We start from the raw sequence: 16195 nt of genomic DNA, 5'->3' as shown, positions 1-16195 counted from the left end.
GAGTCTCCGGGAAAGGCGGGGCGGTTCACCCAGCAATTCCTGCGTCGCTGGGGCAAGTGCACTCAGTTTTCTGCGACAAACAATCAACAAAACTTTCCCGGCAGGACGTACCGTACTAGGGCCTGAATCGCAGGCGAAATTGCCCCGCGCAGGGGGAAGGCAAATCATGAAAAACGCAAACAATTGGCTAAAGATTTTTTGTTTAACCGCCGGATTTTTCGCATCGAGCGCGGCAACGGCTCAATGCTGCCCCTCTAGCGGCGGTGTCGGTGCGCATGCAATGACAGGACTTGGCGACAGCAACCCCAAAGCCGCTAACCTAGCCATTGACCCCTCGTTTGCCGGATATGAGCTCTATCGCGATGGAGTCACATATCTGCAGATCAACGATGTGACAGGCGAGGTCCGCGCGGTCGTCGCCAGAGTTGACAGCGCTCTCTGGACTTTACCAATGGGCAAGGATGTAGAGCGCGTTATATTGCCTGTAGCAAACAGGATTTCTCCGAGCACGAGTTTAGATGACCCGGCGACACGTGATGCAATCCAACGCGATCAAGGACGACTCATCTATAAAACAAAGAATTTCACGGTACTAGCCCGGCGCGGAGCAACTGGGGATCAGTGGATAGTCTCCCCCTAACTTCCACAGAGTCAGCCTCAGCAACAAGGAATGTCACAACTAATGCATGGCGGCGGCGAAGCGTGCCGCCATGCGCTTTTACTCGTGCTTCAAGTTCAGTCTCGACGTCCTTCGACTCGCGCCCAACCAGTTCAGCTGAGGAAGAATCCGCGATTACACGCACCACAATCCCCTTCGCCCCTTTACCCGTCCACGCACGTGCTTGGATGAAATGCTTCCTAGCTGACGGCAAAATCTCGACACAGTTAAGCACACTGCGATACGCGCTCAGCTGTAGCTCCAACGACAGATTCTTACAATCTCCGCGAAACACGCATTGAAACTGAGATTGGCAGAAACGCTCAAGTGCTTGGGAACGCAACGCTTGATAGAGCCCGTGCGTCTCGATTTCCAAAGGATAAAGTCCGGCCACATATTGTTGCAACAACTGCGACTCAATCACGCTAATTCGTGTCATCTCCATTGCAACCGCGTGCTGCCCCTTCGCCCTCAAGTCAGCCACGACGTCTTTGCGCATCCTATTTATCTGCACGTTGACATCAGAATATTCAAGTACGCGGTTGCGCAACAGACGTTCTGCACTGGAATAGCTCGCGCGAGCGAATAGAAATGGGTCGTCTTTCGCTGGGCTCGAAAAACCATCGCGATCGAACTCACGGAGACGAGCGTTAAAAATAAAAAGAGCGGTCGTCATTAGTCCATAGAGCAACTGAATGTTAAAAACGTGCTGGTCAAAAAATCCTGCCTGATAGACCCTGGGAAGAGAGAACTCAAGTCCAAAGCTCGCAAGTAGCGCTCCCAACGCAATGCCTCTCCACCCATGCTTGAAGGTCATGACGATCATCGGCATAAGCATCGCGACCATCAAAATGTTTCGAATCGTTTGGTTGCCCAAGACACCCAGACCGAAGAACAACCCAAGAATTAAAACGACTGCAGCAGCAAGATCTCTGGAAAGACTAGAGTGCACTGGGCCGTCATTCCAACTGGTCCACAACATCGTTGGAAGCAGCAAGACCAGTATTCCAAGATAGCTACCCGAAGAGTAGCGCAGCAGAAGATCAATGACGGGATAAATCGGCGGACCACCGAGCGTTTCATTTAACAACATACTGCAGACTGCATTCCAAAGCCCTAGCGCAAGTGCGGAAGGAATAAGCCAGTGCTGCTTCTTGACGATCTTAGGGACATGGTAACGAAGCAGGAAAATTCCGCTGGCGATCAAAGGCGCATGCAAGAACGGAGTCAGGTAAGCCCATAGCGGGCTGAACCCCTGCAACTCGCCTAGCGGAATACGCAAGACCAACATGGCTGCAGCATCCCCTGCTAACAGGAACGGCCATTCGCGATATGGTCGAAACAGCAACGTGACGACCCGCAAGCCAACTGGCAGATACCACTGGTCAAGGGAGAAGCGCCAGAGGATCAGAAACGCCAAGCAGTAGCACACGCTGATCAGCATGCCCCTGAGGACTTCTTTGGCTACCGCCATACCACCACTCCTTGGTTCCACGATGCTTCCTAGTCTGGAGGGAACTGCTCGACGGAGTATGGCGATGGCGCACACATTGCGATAAAGATGAGTCATCCCAAGAAATAAGGCCGCGCATTGCGCGGCCTTCTTCATTTTCTATGCCGATGTCAGCATAACTGACGGAATCAGCCCTCCATCTGCTCCAGCTCCTTGCCCTTGGTCTCGTAGACGTACTTGAGTACGAAGAACACCGAGATGAAGGCGGCGACGGTGTAGATGCCGTAGGCGCCGGCCAGCCCGATGCTGCCGAGCAGGATCGGGAAGCTGACGGTGATGGCGAAGTTGGAAGTCCACTGCGCGGCGCCGGCGATGGCCAGGCCCGAACCGCGGATCTGGTTCGGGAACATCTCGCCCAGCATGACCCACATCACCGGGCCCCACGAGGCGTTGAAGAACACCACGTAGACGTTGGCGGCCACCAGCGCGAGCATGCCCATGGCGTCGGACATGGCGAGCTTGCCGTTGGGGTCCAGCGAAGCAGTGGCGAAGGCATAGGTCACCAGCGCCAGCGAGACCGCCATGCCGGCCGAGCCGATCCACAGCAGCGGCTTGCGGCCGATCTTGTCCACCAGCATCACCGTGACCAGGCAGGCGCCGATGCTCAGGCCGCCGGAGAGCACGTTGATCAGCAGCGCATCCTGCTCGGAGAAGCCGACCGCCTGCCACAGCACGGCGCCGTAATAAAACACCACATTGATGCCGACCAGCTGCTGGAACACCGCCAGGCCGACGCCGATCCAGACGATGGGGCGGATCTTGCCGGTGGCCTTGTTGACCAGGTCGGAGAACTTGGGCTTGTGCTGGTCGGCGGACATCGAGGCGGAGATTTCCGCCAGCTTGGTCTGCGCGGCGGCGTTGCCGTACAGGCGCTTGAGCACCACCAGCGCCTGCTCGCGGCGGCCCTTGACCACCAGGTAGCGCGGGCTCTCGGGGATGACCAGCAACAGCACCAGGAACAACAGCGACGGGATGGCCTGCATCCAGAACATCCAGCGCCACGCAGCCTGCCCGGCCCACAGCGGCTCGGTGGAGGCGCCGGCGGCGTTGGCCAGCAGATAGTTGCTCAGGAAGGCGCAGAACAGCCCGCTGATGATGGCGATCTGCTGCATTGTGGCGAGCCGGCCGCGATAGCGCGCGGAGGCGACCTCGGCGATGTAGGCCGGCGAGATGACGCTGGCGGCGCCCACCGCAAAACCGCCCATCACGCGGGCGAAGATGAAGAAGCCGGAGCTATGCGAGGCGCCGGCACCGATGGCCGAGAGCAGGAACAGCGCGGCGGAAATGATCAGGACCGCACGGCGGCCCCAGCGGTCGGCCAGACGGCCGGCAAAGAAGGCGCCGATGGCGCAGCCCAGCAGCATCGAGGCGACCTCGAAACCGGTCTCGGCGGCGGTGGACTGGAAGGTCTGTTTCAGGCCGTCGACGGTGCCATTGATCACGCCGCTGTCGAAGCCGAACAGGAAGCCGCCGATGGTGGCCACGCAGCTGATCAGGATGATGAAACGGGTGTTCTCGCCGGCATCGGGGGCGCCGTCAATGGAAACACTGGACATGGGTTCACCTGGGAACATGCAAGGGAGCGGCCACGGGGGTGGGCGCCATCGGCCGGCGACGCAGTACGCCGCCGGCCACGGGACATCAACGCGTCAGATACTGATTGATCAGGTTCTCGTAGGCTTCCTGGCGGCCGCTGAGCTGCGTGGGTGCATTGCCGGCAGCGTAGGTGGCCAGGTCGGCCAGCGTGCTGGTGNATCAACGCGTCAGATACTGATTGATCAGGTTCTCGTAGGCTTCCTGGCGGCCGCTGAGCTGCGTGGGTGCATTGCCGGCAGCGTAGGTGGCCAGGTCGGCCAGCGTGCTGGTGCCATTGGCAAAGTCCGCGCCCGCACCGCTGTCGAAGCTGGCGTAGCGCTCCTTGCGCCAGGTTTCCAGCGGCGAGGAGGTCAGCAGCGCATTGGCCACTTCCAGCCCGCGTGCGAACGCGTCCATGCCGCCGATATGCGCCAGGAACAGGTCCTGCGGGTCGGACGACTCGCGCCGCACCTTGGCATCGAAATTCAGGCCGCCCGGTGCCAGCCCGCCCTGGCGCAGCACCACCAGCATCGCGCCGACGGTGTCGTACAGGTCGGTCGGGAACTGGTCGGTGTCCCAGCCGTTCTGCGGGTTGCCGCGGTTGGCATCGATGCTGCCGAGCAGCCCGGCATCGCTGGCCACCTGCAGGTCGTGCTCGAAGCTATGGCCCGACAAGGTGGCGTGGTTGGCTTCGATATTGAGCTTGAAGTCCTGGTCCAGGCCGTGCTGACGCAGGAAGCCGATCACCGTGGCGCTGTCGAAGTCGTACTGGTGCTTCATCGGCTCCATCGGCTTGGGCTCGATCAGGAAATTACCCGTGAAGCCGATCGCGCGGCCGTAATCGCGCGCCAGGGTCAGGAAGCGCGCCATGTTGTCCTGCTCGCGCTTCATCTGGGTGTTGTGCAGGCAGGCATAGCCTTCGCGGCCGCCCCAGAACACGTAGTTTTCGCCACCGAGTTCAACGGTCGCATCGATCGCGGCCTTGACCTGCACCGCCGCACGCGCGACCACGTTGAAGTCCGGGTTGGTCGATGCACCATTCATGTAGCGCGGGTGCGAGAACAGGTTGGCGGTGCCCCACAGCAGCTTGATGCCGGTGTCGGCCTGGCGCTGCTTGGCGATGCCTACCATGTGCTTGAGATTCTTTTCGTACTCGCCGATGTCGTCGGCATCCGGTGCCAGATCGATATCGTGGAAGCAGTAATACGGCACGCCGAGCTTGGTGAAGAACTCGAACGCGGCATCGGACTTGGCTTCGGCGCGATTCAACGCGGTGTTGCCGATATCCCACGGGTACGCACGCGTGCCCGGGCCGAACGGATCGGCGCCATTGCCGCAGAAGCTGTGCCAGTAGGCCACGGCAAAGCGCAGATGCTCGGCCATGGTCTTGTCGCCGACCTGCTTGTTGGCGTCGTAGACCTTGAACGCCAGCGGGTTGTCCGAGTCGCGGCCTTCGAAGCCGATCTTGCCGATGCCGGGGAAATATTCCTTCGCGCCGATGTAAACGGTGTTGCTCATGGGGTGNTCGTAGACCTTGAACGCCAGCGGGTTGTCCGAGTCGCGGCCTTCGAAGCCGATCTTGCCGATGCCGGGGAAATATTCCTTCGCGCCGATGTAAACGGTGTTGCTCATGGGGTGTGAAGTCCTTGCTGCTGGGGGAAGTATGAAAAAAACGCGTGTCGCTCAGCCGGCGTAGAGCGGGCTGACGACGTGCAGGTGCTTGAGGAAGGTCTGGTAGTGCTGCTGATAGTGGGTCACGCGCTGCGGGTCGGGCTGCGCGGCAAGCGCGTCGTCCACCTGCAGGTGCTCCAGCACCACCTCCGACAACGCGTCCGTACCGCCGTCATCGCGATCACAGGCCCACAAGGCCTGCAGCGCGGCACCGAAGGCAGCGCCCTCGGGCTGGGTCGGCACCACGACCGGCAGGTTGAACACGTCGGCGACCATCTGCCGCCACTGTGCGCTCTTGCTGCCACCGCCGGTGAGCAGGATGGTATCGAACTGCAGACCGGCAGCGACGAAGGCGTCGAAGCCATTGCGCAGGCTGTAGGTGGCCCCTTCCATCGCGGCGCGATAGAAATGCGCGGCGGTGGTGTTGTGCAGATGCATACCGAACAGGCAGCCGCGTGCATCGGGCAAATTGGGCGTGCGTTCGCCATTGAAGAACGGCAGCAATACCAGCCCGTCGGCGCCCGGCGCGGTCTCGGCGATCATCGCTTCGGTCTGCTCGCGGGTGATCGAGAACATGCGCATTACCGCCTCGGTGGCAACGGTACAGTTCATGGTGCAGATCAGCGGCAGCCAACCGCCGCTGGAGGAGCAGAACGCGGCCCAGCGTGCATCGTCGTCCACCACCGGGTGATCGGCGTAGGCGAACAAGGTGCCGCTGGTGCCCAGGCTCATGGTCAGGCGGCCCGGCACCACGTTGCCGGTGCCGATGGCGGCCATCATGTTGTCGCCACCGCCGGTGGTCACGCGCACGCCGGCCGGCAGGTTCAGCGCCTCGGCCGCCGCGTCGGACAACGCATACACCGCGCCGGTTTCCACCAACGGCGGCAGTGCGGTGCGCAGATCGCGCTGCGCATCCACCGCGCCGAGCATGCGCTCGGACCACTGGCGTGTGCGTACATCCAGCCAGCCGGTGCCGGAGGCATCGCCGACTTCGGCAAAGCGCTCGCCGGTAAGCCAGAAATTGATGTAGTCGTGCGGCAGCATCACCGTGGTCATGGCCGCATAGGCGTCGGGACGATGCTTGCGCGTCCACGGCAGCTTGGATGCGGTGTAGCCGGCCAGGATCGGGTTGCCTGCCACCGCCACGCTGCCTGCCGCGCCGCCCACGGCGTCCATGATTTCATCGCATTCCAGCGCGGTACTGGTGTCGCACCACAGCTTCACCGGTGCGGTGACGCTGCCGTCGGCAGCGACCGGCACGAAGCCGTGCTGCTGGCCGGACACCGAGATGCCGCGCACCTGCGCACGCTGATCGGCATCGAGCTGCGCGAAGCAATGCACGATGCCGTCGACCCACCACTGCGCCTGCTGCTCGCGGGTGCCGTCGTCGCGGCTGATCAGCTCCATCGGCGCGGCGATGGTGGCGACCACGGCGCGCTCCTGCGGATCGTAGGCCACCAGTTTGACGCTCTGCGTGCCCACATCCAGTCCTACGTACAAGCTCATTGCGTCACCAATCGGTTGTTGTTGAGTCCCACCTGCCGGGTGCGGCCCGCGCCCAGTTCCAGGTCCAGGGTCTGCCCCGCGTAGGACAGCTGATAGCGCCCGCCACGATCGCTGTGCAGGCGTGCCTGCTGCAAGCGACCGCCATCCCATTGCAGATCCACGCTGGCACCGCCACGCACACGCAGGCCGCGTACGCTGCCGCGGGGCCACGCCTTGGGCAAGGCCGGCAACAGGAACACACTGCCGCCCCAGCTTTGCAACAGCATTTCGGTAATGCCCGCGGTACCGCCGAAGTTGCCGTCGATCTGGAACGGCGGGTGTGCGTCGAACAGGTTCGGGTAGGTGCGCTCGGGCGAAATCAGCAATTGCAGGATGCGATACGCATGCTCGCCGTCGGCCAACCGTGCCCACAGATTCAACCGCCAGCCGATGCCCCAGCCGGTGGTGGTGTCGCCACGCGTTTCCAGCGTGCGTTTTGCTGCAGCGGCAAGCTCGGGCGTATCGCGCAGATTGATCTGGCTGGAAGGATGCAAGGCGTACAGATGCGAGACGTGGCGGTGATGGATCTCCGGCGCCTGCATGTCCCAATCCTGCTGCCATTCCTGCAACTGCCCCGCCTTGCCGATGCGGTTGGGCGGCAATTGCTCGCGCAGGCTCGCCAACTGCTGTGCCAGCGCTGCATCGACGCCCAGCAGCTTGCTCATGGCGATGCATTGCGCAAACAGGTCGCGCAGCAGCTGCGCATCCATGGTCGGCCCGGCGCACACGGCCGCGCCGAACGGGTGCTGGTTTTCCGGCGAGATCGACGGATTGGTCACCATCGCACCGGTCTGCGGGTCGCGCACCAAGGTGGCGACGAAAAACTCCGCAGCGCCCTTGAACAATGGGTAGATCTTGCTCAGATACGCGCGGTCGCGGCCATAGTCCCAGCGGTCCCACAGCTGCTGCAGCAGCCAGACGCCGCCCATCGGCCACAGGCTCCATTGCGCACCGTCGATTGGCCCGGCCTGGCGCCACAGATCGGTGTTGTTGTGCACCACCCAGCCGGGTGCGTCGTACAGCTTGCGCGCGGTGTGCGCGCCGGTCTGGGCCAGGTCGAACAGCATGGATTCCAGCGGTTCCACGCATTCGTGCAGTGCGTTGGCCTCGCTGGGCCAGTAGTTCATCTCGGTGTTGACGTTGATGGTGTACTTGCTTTCCCACGGCGGCTGCATCAGGTCGTTCCAGATGCCCTGCAGGTTGGCCGGCTGGGTGCCGGGCCGTGAACTGCAGATCAGCAGATAGCGACCGTACTGGTGGTACAGCGCCGCCATGGCCGGATCGTTGCCGGCTGCGAACCGTTGCACGCGTTCGTCGGTGGACAAGCGTGCCGCCTCGCTGGTGCCCAGGTCGATCGCCACGCGCCGGAACAGGCGCCGGTGATCGGCAAGGTGGGCACGCAGCAATGCGGGGTAATCGGAGGTGGCGGCCTTCTGCAGGCTTGCCGCCGTCAACGCCAGCGGATCGCCATCCACCGCGTCGAAACGTTGGAAACTGGTTGCGGCCGTCAGCAGCAACACCACGTCATCGGCAGCCTCGATACGTAGCCGGTCGCGCACTTGGCTGACGGTGCCACCGGTGACCTTCGGCAGTACGCGCAAGGCAAAACGCAGCTTGCCGTCGATGCCGGCAAAGCCGCTGTTGCGACCACTGAACAGCAGGCCGCCCTGCTCCACCGTGACCTCGCCGCTCTGCGGGCTGTCGATGCCGACCCGCAACGAAATACCGCCCGGCCGATCGCAGGACAGGCGCACCACAATGCACTGCGACGGTGCCGACACGAACACCTCGCGACGGTGCACGGCACCACCGGAGCGGAACGTGGTGGTGGCCACCGCCGTGTCCAGATCGAGCTGGCGACGGTACTCGCTGATGCCGTCGGCACGATCGAAATCCAGCAACAGATCGCCCAGCGGTTGATACGGCATCTGCTTGAGCGGGCGCGACAACAGCTTGGCATCGGCCAGTTGCTCGGCCTGGGCATAGCGGCCGGCGAAGATCAGCGCGCGTACCTGCGGCAACGCGGCCAATCCCTCCGGGTTGGTGGAATCGTAGGGGCCGCCTGCGTAGAGCGTGTCTTCGTTGAGTTGCAGACGCTCGTGGGCGATACCGCCCCACACCATCGCGCCCAATCGCCCGTTACCGACCGGCAGGGCTTCCACCCATTCGTTGGCCGGTTCGCGATACCACAGCTGCAGGGCGTCTGCCGGCGCTACGGCCGGCAATCCTGTGTCGCTGCCGGAACGTGCGGCCTGCGCGGCTACCGGTGCGGCGCCCAGGACCGCAAGCGCGGCCCCGGTGGCCTTGCATAGTTCGCGCCGGGTCAGCACGGCCACCGCCGTGCTGCCTCACCGGAACCGCCCGCGACTGCCTTGCGGCGTTCCGGCATCTGCTCGCTCATCGACTGAAGACAGCCTGCGATCATCGACGACGCGCTTTGCCGGACGCAATCTTGCGCTGCAACACGCTGACCGCCTTGCCGTCGTACTGGATGCTGGTGTCGGACTTGGGCTCCAGTGCACCGGCGTCGGCGCGTGGACCATCGACGAAACGCACGTTGATGGTGCGTTTGGCCTGCATGCCGGTCCAGCTGCCTTCGCGCGTGCCGATGCTCAGCTCGCCCTTGGCCTGGTTCCACACCAGCGGGATGCGGCTGAACTCGCCCTTCTCGTAGCCGTAGCCCTTGCCGTCGTCCTCGTACAGCGAGAACGCACCGTCGGCACCGGTGTAGACCACCACGGTGAGCGGTGCATCCGGCGTCTGATCCACGTATTCCTGCACCGGGCCGGTCGGCACGATGGAGCCGGCACGCACGAACAACGGCATGCGCTCGATCGGCGCGGCCGCTTCGATGCTCTGGCCGCCTTCGTAGCGCTTGCCGGTGGAAAAATCCAGCCAGCTGGTGCCGGCCGGCAGGTACACCTGGCGCGAGGTGGCGCCGAAGCGGGTCACCGGTGCGACCAGGAAGGCCGGGCCGAACAGGTACTGGTCATTGATGTCGCGGACCTTGGGGTCGTTCGGGAAGTCCATCATCATGCCGCGCATGATCACGCCATCGCGCTGATAGGTATCGCCAGCCAGGCTGTAGATGTACGGCAGCAGCGCGTAACGCAGGCGGTTGTAGTAGGCCATGCTGTCGTAGAACGGCGTGCCTTCCGGGGCGATGTTCCAGATCTCGCGGTACGGGAACTGGCCGTGCGAGCGGAAGATCGGCACGAATGCGCCGAACTGGAACCAGCGCGTGTTGAGTTCGCGCCATTCCGGCAGGTGTGCCGGGTCCTGGTTCTCGTAGCGCTTCTCCACCGCAAAGCCGCCGATGTCGAAGGTCCAGTTGGGCAGACCCGACAGCGCCATGTTGACGCCACCGGAGATCTGGTCGCGCATGTCGTCCCAGCGCGAGACGATGTCGCCGCTCCACACCGCCACCGCATTGCGCTGGGTGCCGGCATAGCCCTTGCGCGAGAGGATGAACACGCGCTTGTCGTCGGCCGCGCGATCGCCCACGTACACGCCGTGGGTGTGCGGCAGCGGGTAGGAGTTGAAGTATTCGGTGGACGAGCCCAGCGCGTTGGGCGTGGTGCGTGCCTTGCGCTCGCCGATGTCCAGGTTGGAATGCACGTCCGGTTCGTCGGCGTCCATCCACCACGCATCGAAGCCCTTGCTGTTGAGCTTTTCGTTGACCTGGCGCCAGTAGATCGCCTGCGCCTTTTCCGAATACGGATCGTAGAACGAGTTCTTGTAGCCCTTGCCGATCCAGTCCAGCTCACCCACTTCCACGTTGCGCTTGAACATGAAACCGGCCGCGTCCAGTTCCTTGTAGTTGGCGGTGGTGGGATAGAACTTGGGCCAGATCGAAATCATGATCTGGGCGTGCATGTCGTGCACGGCCTTGACCATGCCGTCCGGATCCGGGAAGTGCTGCTTGTCGAAATCGTGCGAGCCCCAGGCGTTTTCCGGCCAGTACGACCAGTCGAGCACGATGTTGTCCAGCGACAGCTTGCGCTTGCGGTATTCGGCCACCGCGCCCACCAACTCGTCCTGGCTCTTGTAACGCTCGCGGCTCTGCCAGAAGCCATAGGCCCACTTGGGCAGCATCACCGACTTGCCGGTGAGCTCGCGGTAGCCGGCCACGGCCTGATCATACGAATCGGCCGAAACGAAGTAGTAGTCGATCATCTGGCCGGCTTCGGACCATAGCGACAGGTCCTTCGCTTCGGCGGCCGGCAGCGGGTCGCGGTGCAGCAGCGCGATGTAGCTGGGGTCGATCAGGTCCCACTCGACCTTGACGGTGTGGCGCGTGCCCGGCTGCAGATCCAGCTTGAACTCGTGATTCCACGGGTTCCAGTTCTGGCGCCAGCGATCGACGACCAGCTTGCCGTCCACGTACAACTTGGCGTACTCGCTCGAATACAGCGAGAAGGTGTGCTCGCCACCGGTGAGCGCTTCGATCTCGCCCTCCCAAGTGACCTGCATGCGGCTGTCCTTGTCCTTGGTGATCGCCTTCTTCGGGTACTTGGTCAGGTCGCTGAGGTACTGGTAGTTCACCTCGCTCTCGCGGCGCTCGAGCACCTGCTTGCCGTTGATCGCATAGCGTGCGGTCAGCGCACCGGCCTTGCCTTTGGCGTCGTACAGCTTCAGCGTCTTCGGCAACGGCTGCAGGCCGCGCGGGTCGCCCAGGCGGCTGATCGAATTGTTGTCCCACAACAGACCGTAGTTGCGGCTGGATACCAGGTAGGGCACCGCCATGTCGATGTTGTTCTGCTGCAGTTCGACATTGCGGCCCTTCTGGTTCATCCAGCCCTGCTGGTGCTGGCCGAAGCCGTACAGCGCTTCGTCGTCGGGCGACTGGAAGCGCTGACGCACGCTCAGGTACTGCTTGCCCTCCACTTTCAGCGGCGCAAAGCTGCGCCCGCCCACCACTTCCGACAGCACCGGTTTGCCGTTGGCATCGGCGAAGCTGACATGGCCGTCGACGGTGGACACGGTGGCAGTGACCTTGCCGGTCTTCAGCTGCACGCTGCCCCCCTCCTCGGCCACCTGGAAGGTGGTGTCGCCCTGCACCGGCACGCGCATCAGGCTGGGGCTGCGTGCAAAGTCACCGTCCGGGTCGGCACTGACGCGGATGATGCCGCTATCGACCACCTGCAGGCGCACCGGTGCGGCGCCCTTGGCGCTTGGCACCACGGTGACGCCATCGGCGGCCTTGCGCACGTCCTGCGCGTGCGCGGCATTGGCCAGCAGGGCCAGCGACAACGCCAGGCAATGGGCAAGCGGTGTACGTCGGTTGGCAGGCGCGGGGCCGGCGGAACGGATGGTGGTTTGCATGGTCACTCCCTTTGAATGTCGAATCGCTGCCGCGGGGGCGGCAGCGCATGGGTGTTATTGATGTAGCAGCACGCGTGGCAGCGGTGGTCTGGCAGGCAAGGATGATGCGGCGGAATCGACGTACAGCGTGTCGATTCCGCGCACTGGCGGCCCGCTCGAAAGCGGCGCCGTCTCGCGTGGCGATTATTTGTAGGTGGCGAGCTTGATCTTCAGCAATTGCGGCACGCTGGAGAAATTGACCCCGTAGTCGGTCTGGTCGCCATTCCAGTTGCGCTGGAACTGCCACTGCGTGCCCTCGTACACGCCTTCCTCGACGCGGTCGTAGAACATGTTGGCAGTCGCTTCGCTGGCCGGGTGCAGGGTCACGCGTGCGTGGTAGCCGGTGACCAGAAACTCGTCCGGACCCAGCTCGGCGATCAAAGCCGCACCGATCGGCTCGGGGTTGCCTGGCGGCTCGCCCTTGAACCAGAACTGCGGCACGCCATAGGTGATGGTGGCGCTCCAGCGGTCGTTGAGCTTGAGCTCCTGCACGGCCTGGCCGGGTTCTTCGGCGGTACCGTGCAACTTGCCTTCGGACGCAGCCTTGGCGAACGGGCGCATGCCCATGCTCACCGCCTGGAACCCCAGCACAAAGGGTGCCAGCGTCTCTTCGTTGACGTGCTTGGCGCCCAGCGGATAGTTGGAGTAACGCGTGAAGTCGATGCCGAATGCCGACCAGCCGATGCCGTCATGGCCCAGCGTGGGATACAGGTAACGCGCGTATTCCGGACGGTTGCCGGTTTCGGCTACAAACAAGGCATTGTCCGGGCGCGCGTAGCGCTCCAGCACCGTGGTGTACAGGCGGTATTCGGGCATGTAGATGTCCGGCGCCAGCAGGTCGATATGCGGGCCGGCGGCCTTCCACACATCGAGCACGTTGTCGGTGGGGCCACCGCTGGCGTACTGGCCGGGCTGACCCGGATTGAAGGGACCACGCAGCGCGGCATTGACGTACATCGGCAGTGGATATTCGGCCTTGCCGGCTTCGGCTACCTGGTCGATATAACGGCCGATCGACCACGCATGGAAGATTTCATCGGCATCGGCGCCGAACACCTGTGCCCAGCTGCCCGGCTGCTTGTTCAAGCGCTTGAGCAGCTCTTCCGGCACCGGGCCGTCGAACAGCTTCTGCGCCATCGGCGAGAAGTCGCGCACGCTGCCGTAGGTGCCCGCCTCGTTCTCCGGCTGGATCATGATCACGGTGTGCTGCGGGTCGACCCGCTTCAGGTGCTGCATGAAAGCGACGAATGCCTTGCGGTCGGCATCCAGGGTGGCCTGCGCATGCGGCGACAGTGAGCCGATCGCCTTGCCTTCGCGGGTCACCACGCGCGGGAAGCGCTGGTTGTCGGCCTTGACCCACAGCGGCGCATAGGCCGGGCCGTTGTTCTTCCAGGTGGCGAACCACAGCAACACCAGCCGCACCTTGTGTTCGCGCGCCTGGGTGAGCAGCGTATCGACGAAGGAAAAATCGAACTTGCCTTCTTCCGGTTCCACCTGCTCCCAGGCGATCGGTACCTGCACGGTGTTGGGGCCCATCAGCTTGATCGCCGGCCACACCTTGTCCATCACGCCGGGATAGTTGCTGGAGTTGTTGACCTGCGCGCCCAGGATCAGGAATGGCGCGCCATCGACCAGTAACGCATGCGTGCCGTCCTTGCTGACGAACTGCGGCATCGGCGTCTGCGTGGCAGGCGCCTGCGCAGAGGCAGGCGGGGTGGCTGGCGCGTTCGCCGCAGGGGTGGCGGCGTCGGGCTTGGCAGCGCTGTCCTGCTGGCCGGATTGGCAGGCCGCCAGGGCCAGCGTCAGCGCGGACAGCAGCAGCGGGCGCAGGCAACGACGCGCGTTGAAACGGGAGGCTGCGGGCGTAACGGGGCAATGCATGGTCATAAGACTCCGTGTCACCAGGTATCGGTGCGGAAGGGGGAAACGGGCAACCGCTCGCGATTAATCAGGTTGGCGTCGTCGGGGTTCTCGCTCCAGCCATAGCGCACCGCAACCGGCGCGCTCACCGCGTCGCTGTGCACGGTGATGCGGTCACCGTCGATCTGCGCGGTGGCCGGGTGGAAGCGTTGATCGGCGCCGGCAATACGCAGGCCCTGCACCGCACCGCCGCCGCGCACCTGCAGCGCACTGCCCTGCAGATCGAACGTCAGCACAGCCTTGTCGCCGTCGAAGCGCACGCGCTTGAATACCGGCGCGCTGTACACCAATGTTTCGCCATAGGCCACGTGCCGGGCCGCAAGCGCCAGACGATGCCCGACATCGCGCTTGTTGGTGGGATGGATGTCGGTGGGGTTGCCGATATCGATGATCACCGCCTGCCCGGTTGCCGGCAGTGCCAGCGTCTTGGATTGCGATTCGCGCAGCAGCGCCCACGGGCTCAGCTCGCCCTTGTCGCCGCCGGCCTTGAAGTTGGCCAGCTGCACCCATAAAAACGGCAGGGCCTTCTGGCCACGCTCGGCGCGCCACTGCTGGATCATGGCGGCAAACTGTTCGCGGTATTTCACCGCCCCGCTCTCGCTGGCATTGGTTTCGCCCTGGTACCAGATCACGCCCTTGACCGGGAACGGCTGCAGCGGATGGATCATCTGGTTGTACAGCAGCGTGGGCAGCTGATTCTTGTTGTCGGCCAACGACACACGTACCGCAGCCGGGCGGAATTTCCAGCCACTCAGCGCGCGCTTGGCACCGGCGCTGGTCTGCACGAAGCGCTGCTCGTCCGGGCCATGCATGCCGCCACCGCCGCTGAGGTCTTCCACCCGCACGGCGATGTGGTTGACGCCAGCCTTAAGTACCGCTGCCGGCACCTGATAGACGCGCGGCAGGTTCCATTGCTTGATGGTGCTGCCGACCTGCTGGCCGTTGACGTAGGTGATGTCCGAGTCGTCGATCTGGCCGACACCCAGCGCTACGCCGGCCTTGGCTTCGGCAGCGCTCAGTGTGACCGTGGTGCGGTACCAGGCGATCCCGTCCATGCCGTCATAGCCGCTGGATTCCCATTGCTGGGTAACCGGAATGCTGTCCCAATCGCTGTCATCGAATGTCGCTTCGCGCCATTGCGGCATGTCGCCATCCACCTTGGGCCAGCGCGCGATGCGCTTGCCGGTGGCGGCTTGCGCCGCGGCATCGCGCTGCTTGATCGCCTCGATGGCGCCCTGGTTCTGGGTGGCGTTCAAGCCCAGCGAGGCGGCGTCCATCCATGCCTCGATCGCGCTGCCGCCCCAGCTGCTGTTGATGATGCCGATCGGCACGCCGGTGCTGGCGCGCAGCTCCCTGGCGAAGAAGTAGCCCACCGCGGTGAACTCGCCGGCGTTGGCGGGCATGGCGGTTTTCCAGTCGCCACCGCTCAGGCGCGCCTGCGGCTGCACCGACCACGACTTGGGAACCTTGAAGTGACGCAGCTGCGGATCGTTGGCCGCCGCTACCGCCTGCGGGCCGTCGCTGGCCTGCGCCAAGGGCCATTCCATGTTCGATTGCCCGCTGGCCAGCCAGACATCGCCAACCAGCACATCGCGCACCTGCAGCTGCCCCCCGTCGCCCTGCACGCTCAGCACGTAGGGACCGCCAGCAGTGTGCGCCGGCAGGCTGACCTTCCATGCTCCCTGCACATCGGCCTTGGTGGTGGCGCGCTTGCCATCCAGGCTCACGCTGATGGATGCATTCGGTGTCGCCCAGCCCCATACCGGCATCGACTGGTCGCGCTGCAGCACCGCGCCATCGCTGAACAACAGTGGCAGGGTCGGCTGCGCCGCTGCGAACGGGCTAACCAGCGCCAGACCCAGCAGACAGGCGCGGCGAACGAAGGTGACAGTCATGCAGTGATCTCCAGGGTCGGCGCGGCCGGTCGGCGCGCAACGAGGCGACGGGGG

The 16195-nt window shown here is 63.8% G+C and carries 8 protein-coding genes; all 8 read right to left on the bottom strand.

Translation table 11 applies throughout. From position 1 onward, the window contains the following. Positions 1 to 584: 584 nt before the first annotated feature. Positions 585 to 2132, bottom strand: a complete 1548-nt coding sequence (locus tag XCSCFBP4642_RS0109785; protein WP_029219622.1) for an MASE1 domain-containing protein — start codon at positions 2130 to 2132, stop codon at positions 585 to 587. Positions 2133 to 2299: 167 nt separating this feature from the next. Next, positions 2300 to 3727: a sugar porter family MFS transporter gene (locus XCSCFBP4642_RS0109780; RefSeq protein WP_029219621.1), complete on the bottom strand. Its 1428-nt coding sequence runs from the start codon at positions 3725 to 3727 to the stop codon at positions 2300 to 2302. 199 nt (positions 3728 to 3926) lie between these two features. Beyond that, the gene (xylA, locus tag XCSCFBP4642_RS0109775; protein ID WP_029218274.1) at positions 3927 to 5264 is read right to left on the bottom strand and encodes a xylose isomerase; all 1338 of its coding nucleotides are present in this window, start codon (positions 5262 to 5264) and stop codon (positions 3927 to 3929) included. Between the two features lie 165 nt (positions 5265 to 5429). Continuing rightward, a complete protein-coding gene (gene xylB, locus XCSCFBP4642_RS0109770) occupies positions 5430 to 6923 on the bottom strand; it encodes a xylulokinase (RefSeq protein ID WP_029219620.1) in 1494 nt (497 codons plus the stop codon). Next, a complete protein-coding gene (locus XCSCFBP4642_RS0109765) occupies positions 6920 to 9292 on the bottom strand; it encodes a glycosyl hydrolase family 95 catalytic domain-containing protein (protein ID WP_029219619.1) in 2373 nt (790 codons plus the stop codon). The genes xylB and XCSCFBP4642_RS0109765 overlap by 4 nt, the downstream gene beginning before the upstream one ends. Before the next feature lie 91 nt (positions 9293 to 9383). After that, on the bottom strand, positions 9384 to 12287 hold the full coding sequence (locus tag XCSCFBP4642_RS0109760; protein WP_029219618.1) for a TIM-barrel domain-containing protein: 2904 nt from the start codon (positions 12285 to 12287) through the stop codon (positions 9384 to 9386). Between the two features lie 183 nt (positions 12288 to 12470). After that, on the bottom strand, positions 12471 to 14141 hold the full coding sequence (galD, locus tag XCSCFBP4642_RS0109755) for a GH35 family beta-galactosidase GalD (protein ID WP_084624769.1): 1671 nt from the start codon (positions 14139 to 14141) through the stop codon (positions 12471 to 12473). An 83-nt stretch (positions 14142 to 14224) separates the two neighbouring features. Beyond that, entirely contained in the window at positions 14225 to 16141 is a 1917-nt protein-coding gene (locus XCSCFBP4642_RS0109750; RefSeq protein ID WP_029219616.1) for a sialate O-acetylesterase, read from the bottom strand. Positions 16142 to 16195: the final 54 nt, after the last annotated feature.

This window comes from Xanthomonas cassavae CFBP 4642 (assembly GCF_000454545.1).
In the GTDB taxonomy this organism is placed as follows: domain Bacteria; phylum Pseudomonadota; class Gammaproteobacteria; order Xanthomonadales; family Xanthomonadaceae; genus Xanthomonas; species Xanthomonas cassavae.
The sequence above is the reverse complement of the archived record's forward strand: the minus strand, read 5'-3'. Positions and strand labels throughout refer to the sequence as shown.

Coding starts and splice junctions, on each gene's coding strand:
- XCSCFBP4642_RS0109750 (WP_029219616.1), bottom strand. CDS start 16,141: ATGACTGTCACCTTCGTTCGCCGCGCCTGTCTGCTGGGTCTGGCGCTG.
- xylB (WP_029219620.1), bottom strand. CDS start 6,923: ATGAGCTTGTACGTAGGACTGGATGTGGGCACGCAGAGCGTCAAACTG.
- XCSCFBP4642_RS0109785 (WP_029219622.1), bottom strand. CDS start 2,132: ATGGCGGTAGCCAAAGAAGTCCTCAGGGGCATGCTGATCAGCGTGTGC.
- XCSCFBP4642_RS0109780 (WP_029219621.1), bottom strand. CDS start 3,727: ATGTCCAGTGTTTCCATTGACGGCGCCCCCGATGCCGGCGAGAACACC.
- XCSCFBP4642_RS0109760 (WP_029219618.1), bottom strand. CDS start 12,287: ATGCAAACCACCATCCGTTCCGCCGGCCCCGCGCCTGCCAACCGACGT.
- xylA (WP_029218274.1), bottom strand. CDS start 5,264: ATGAGCAACACCGTTTACATCGGCGCGAAGGAATATTTCCCCGGCATC.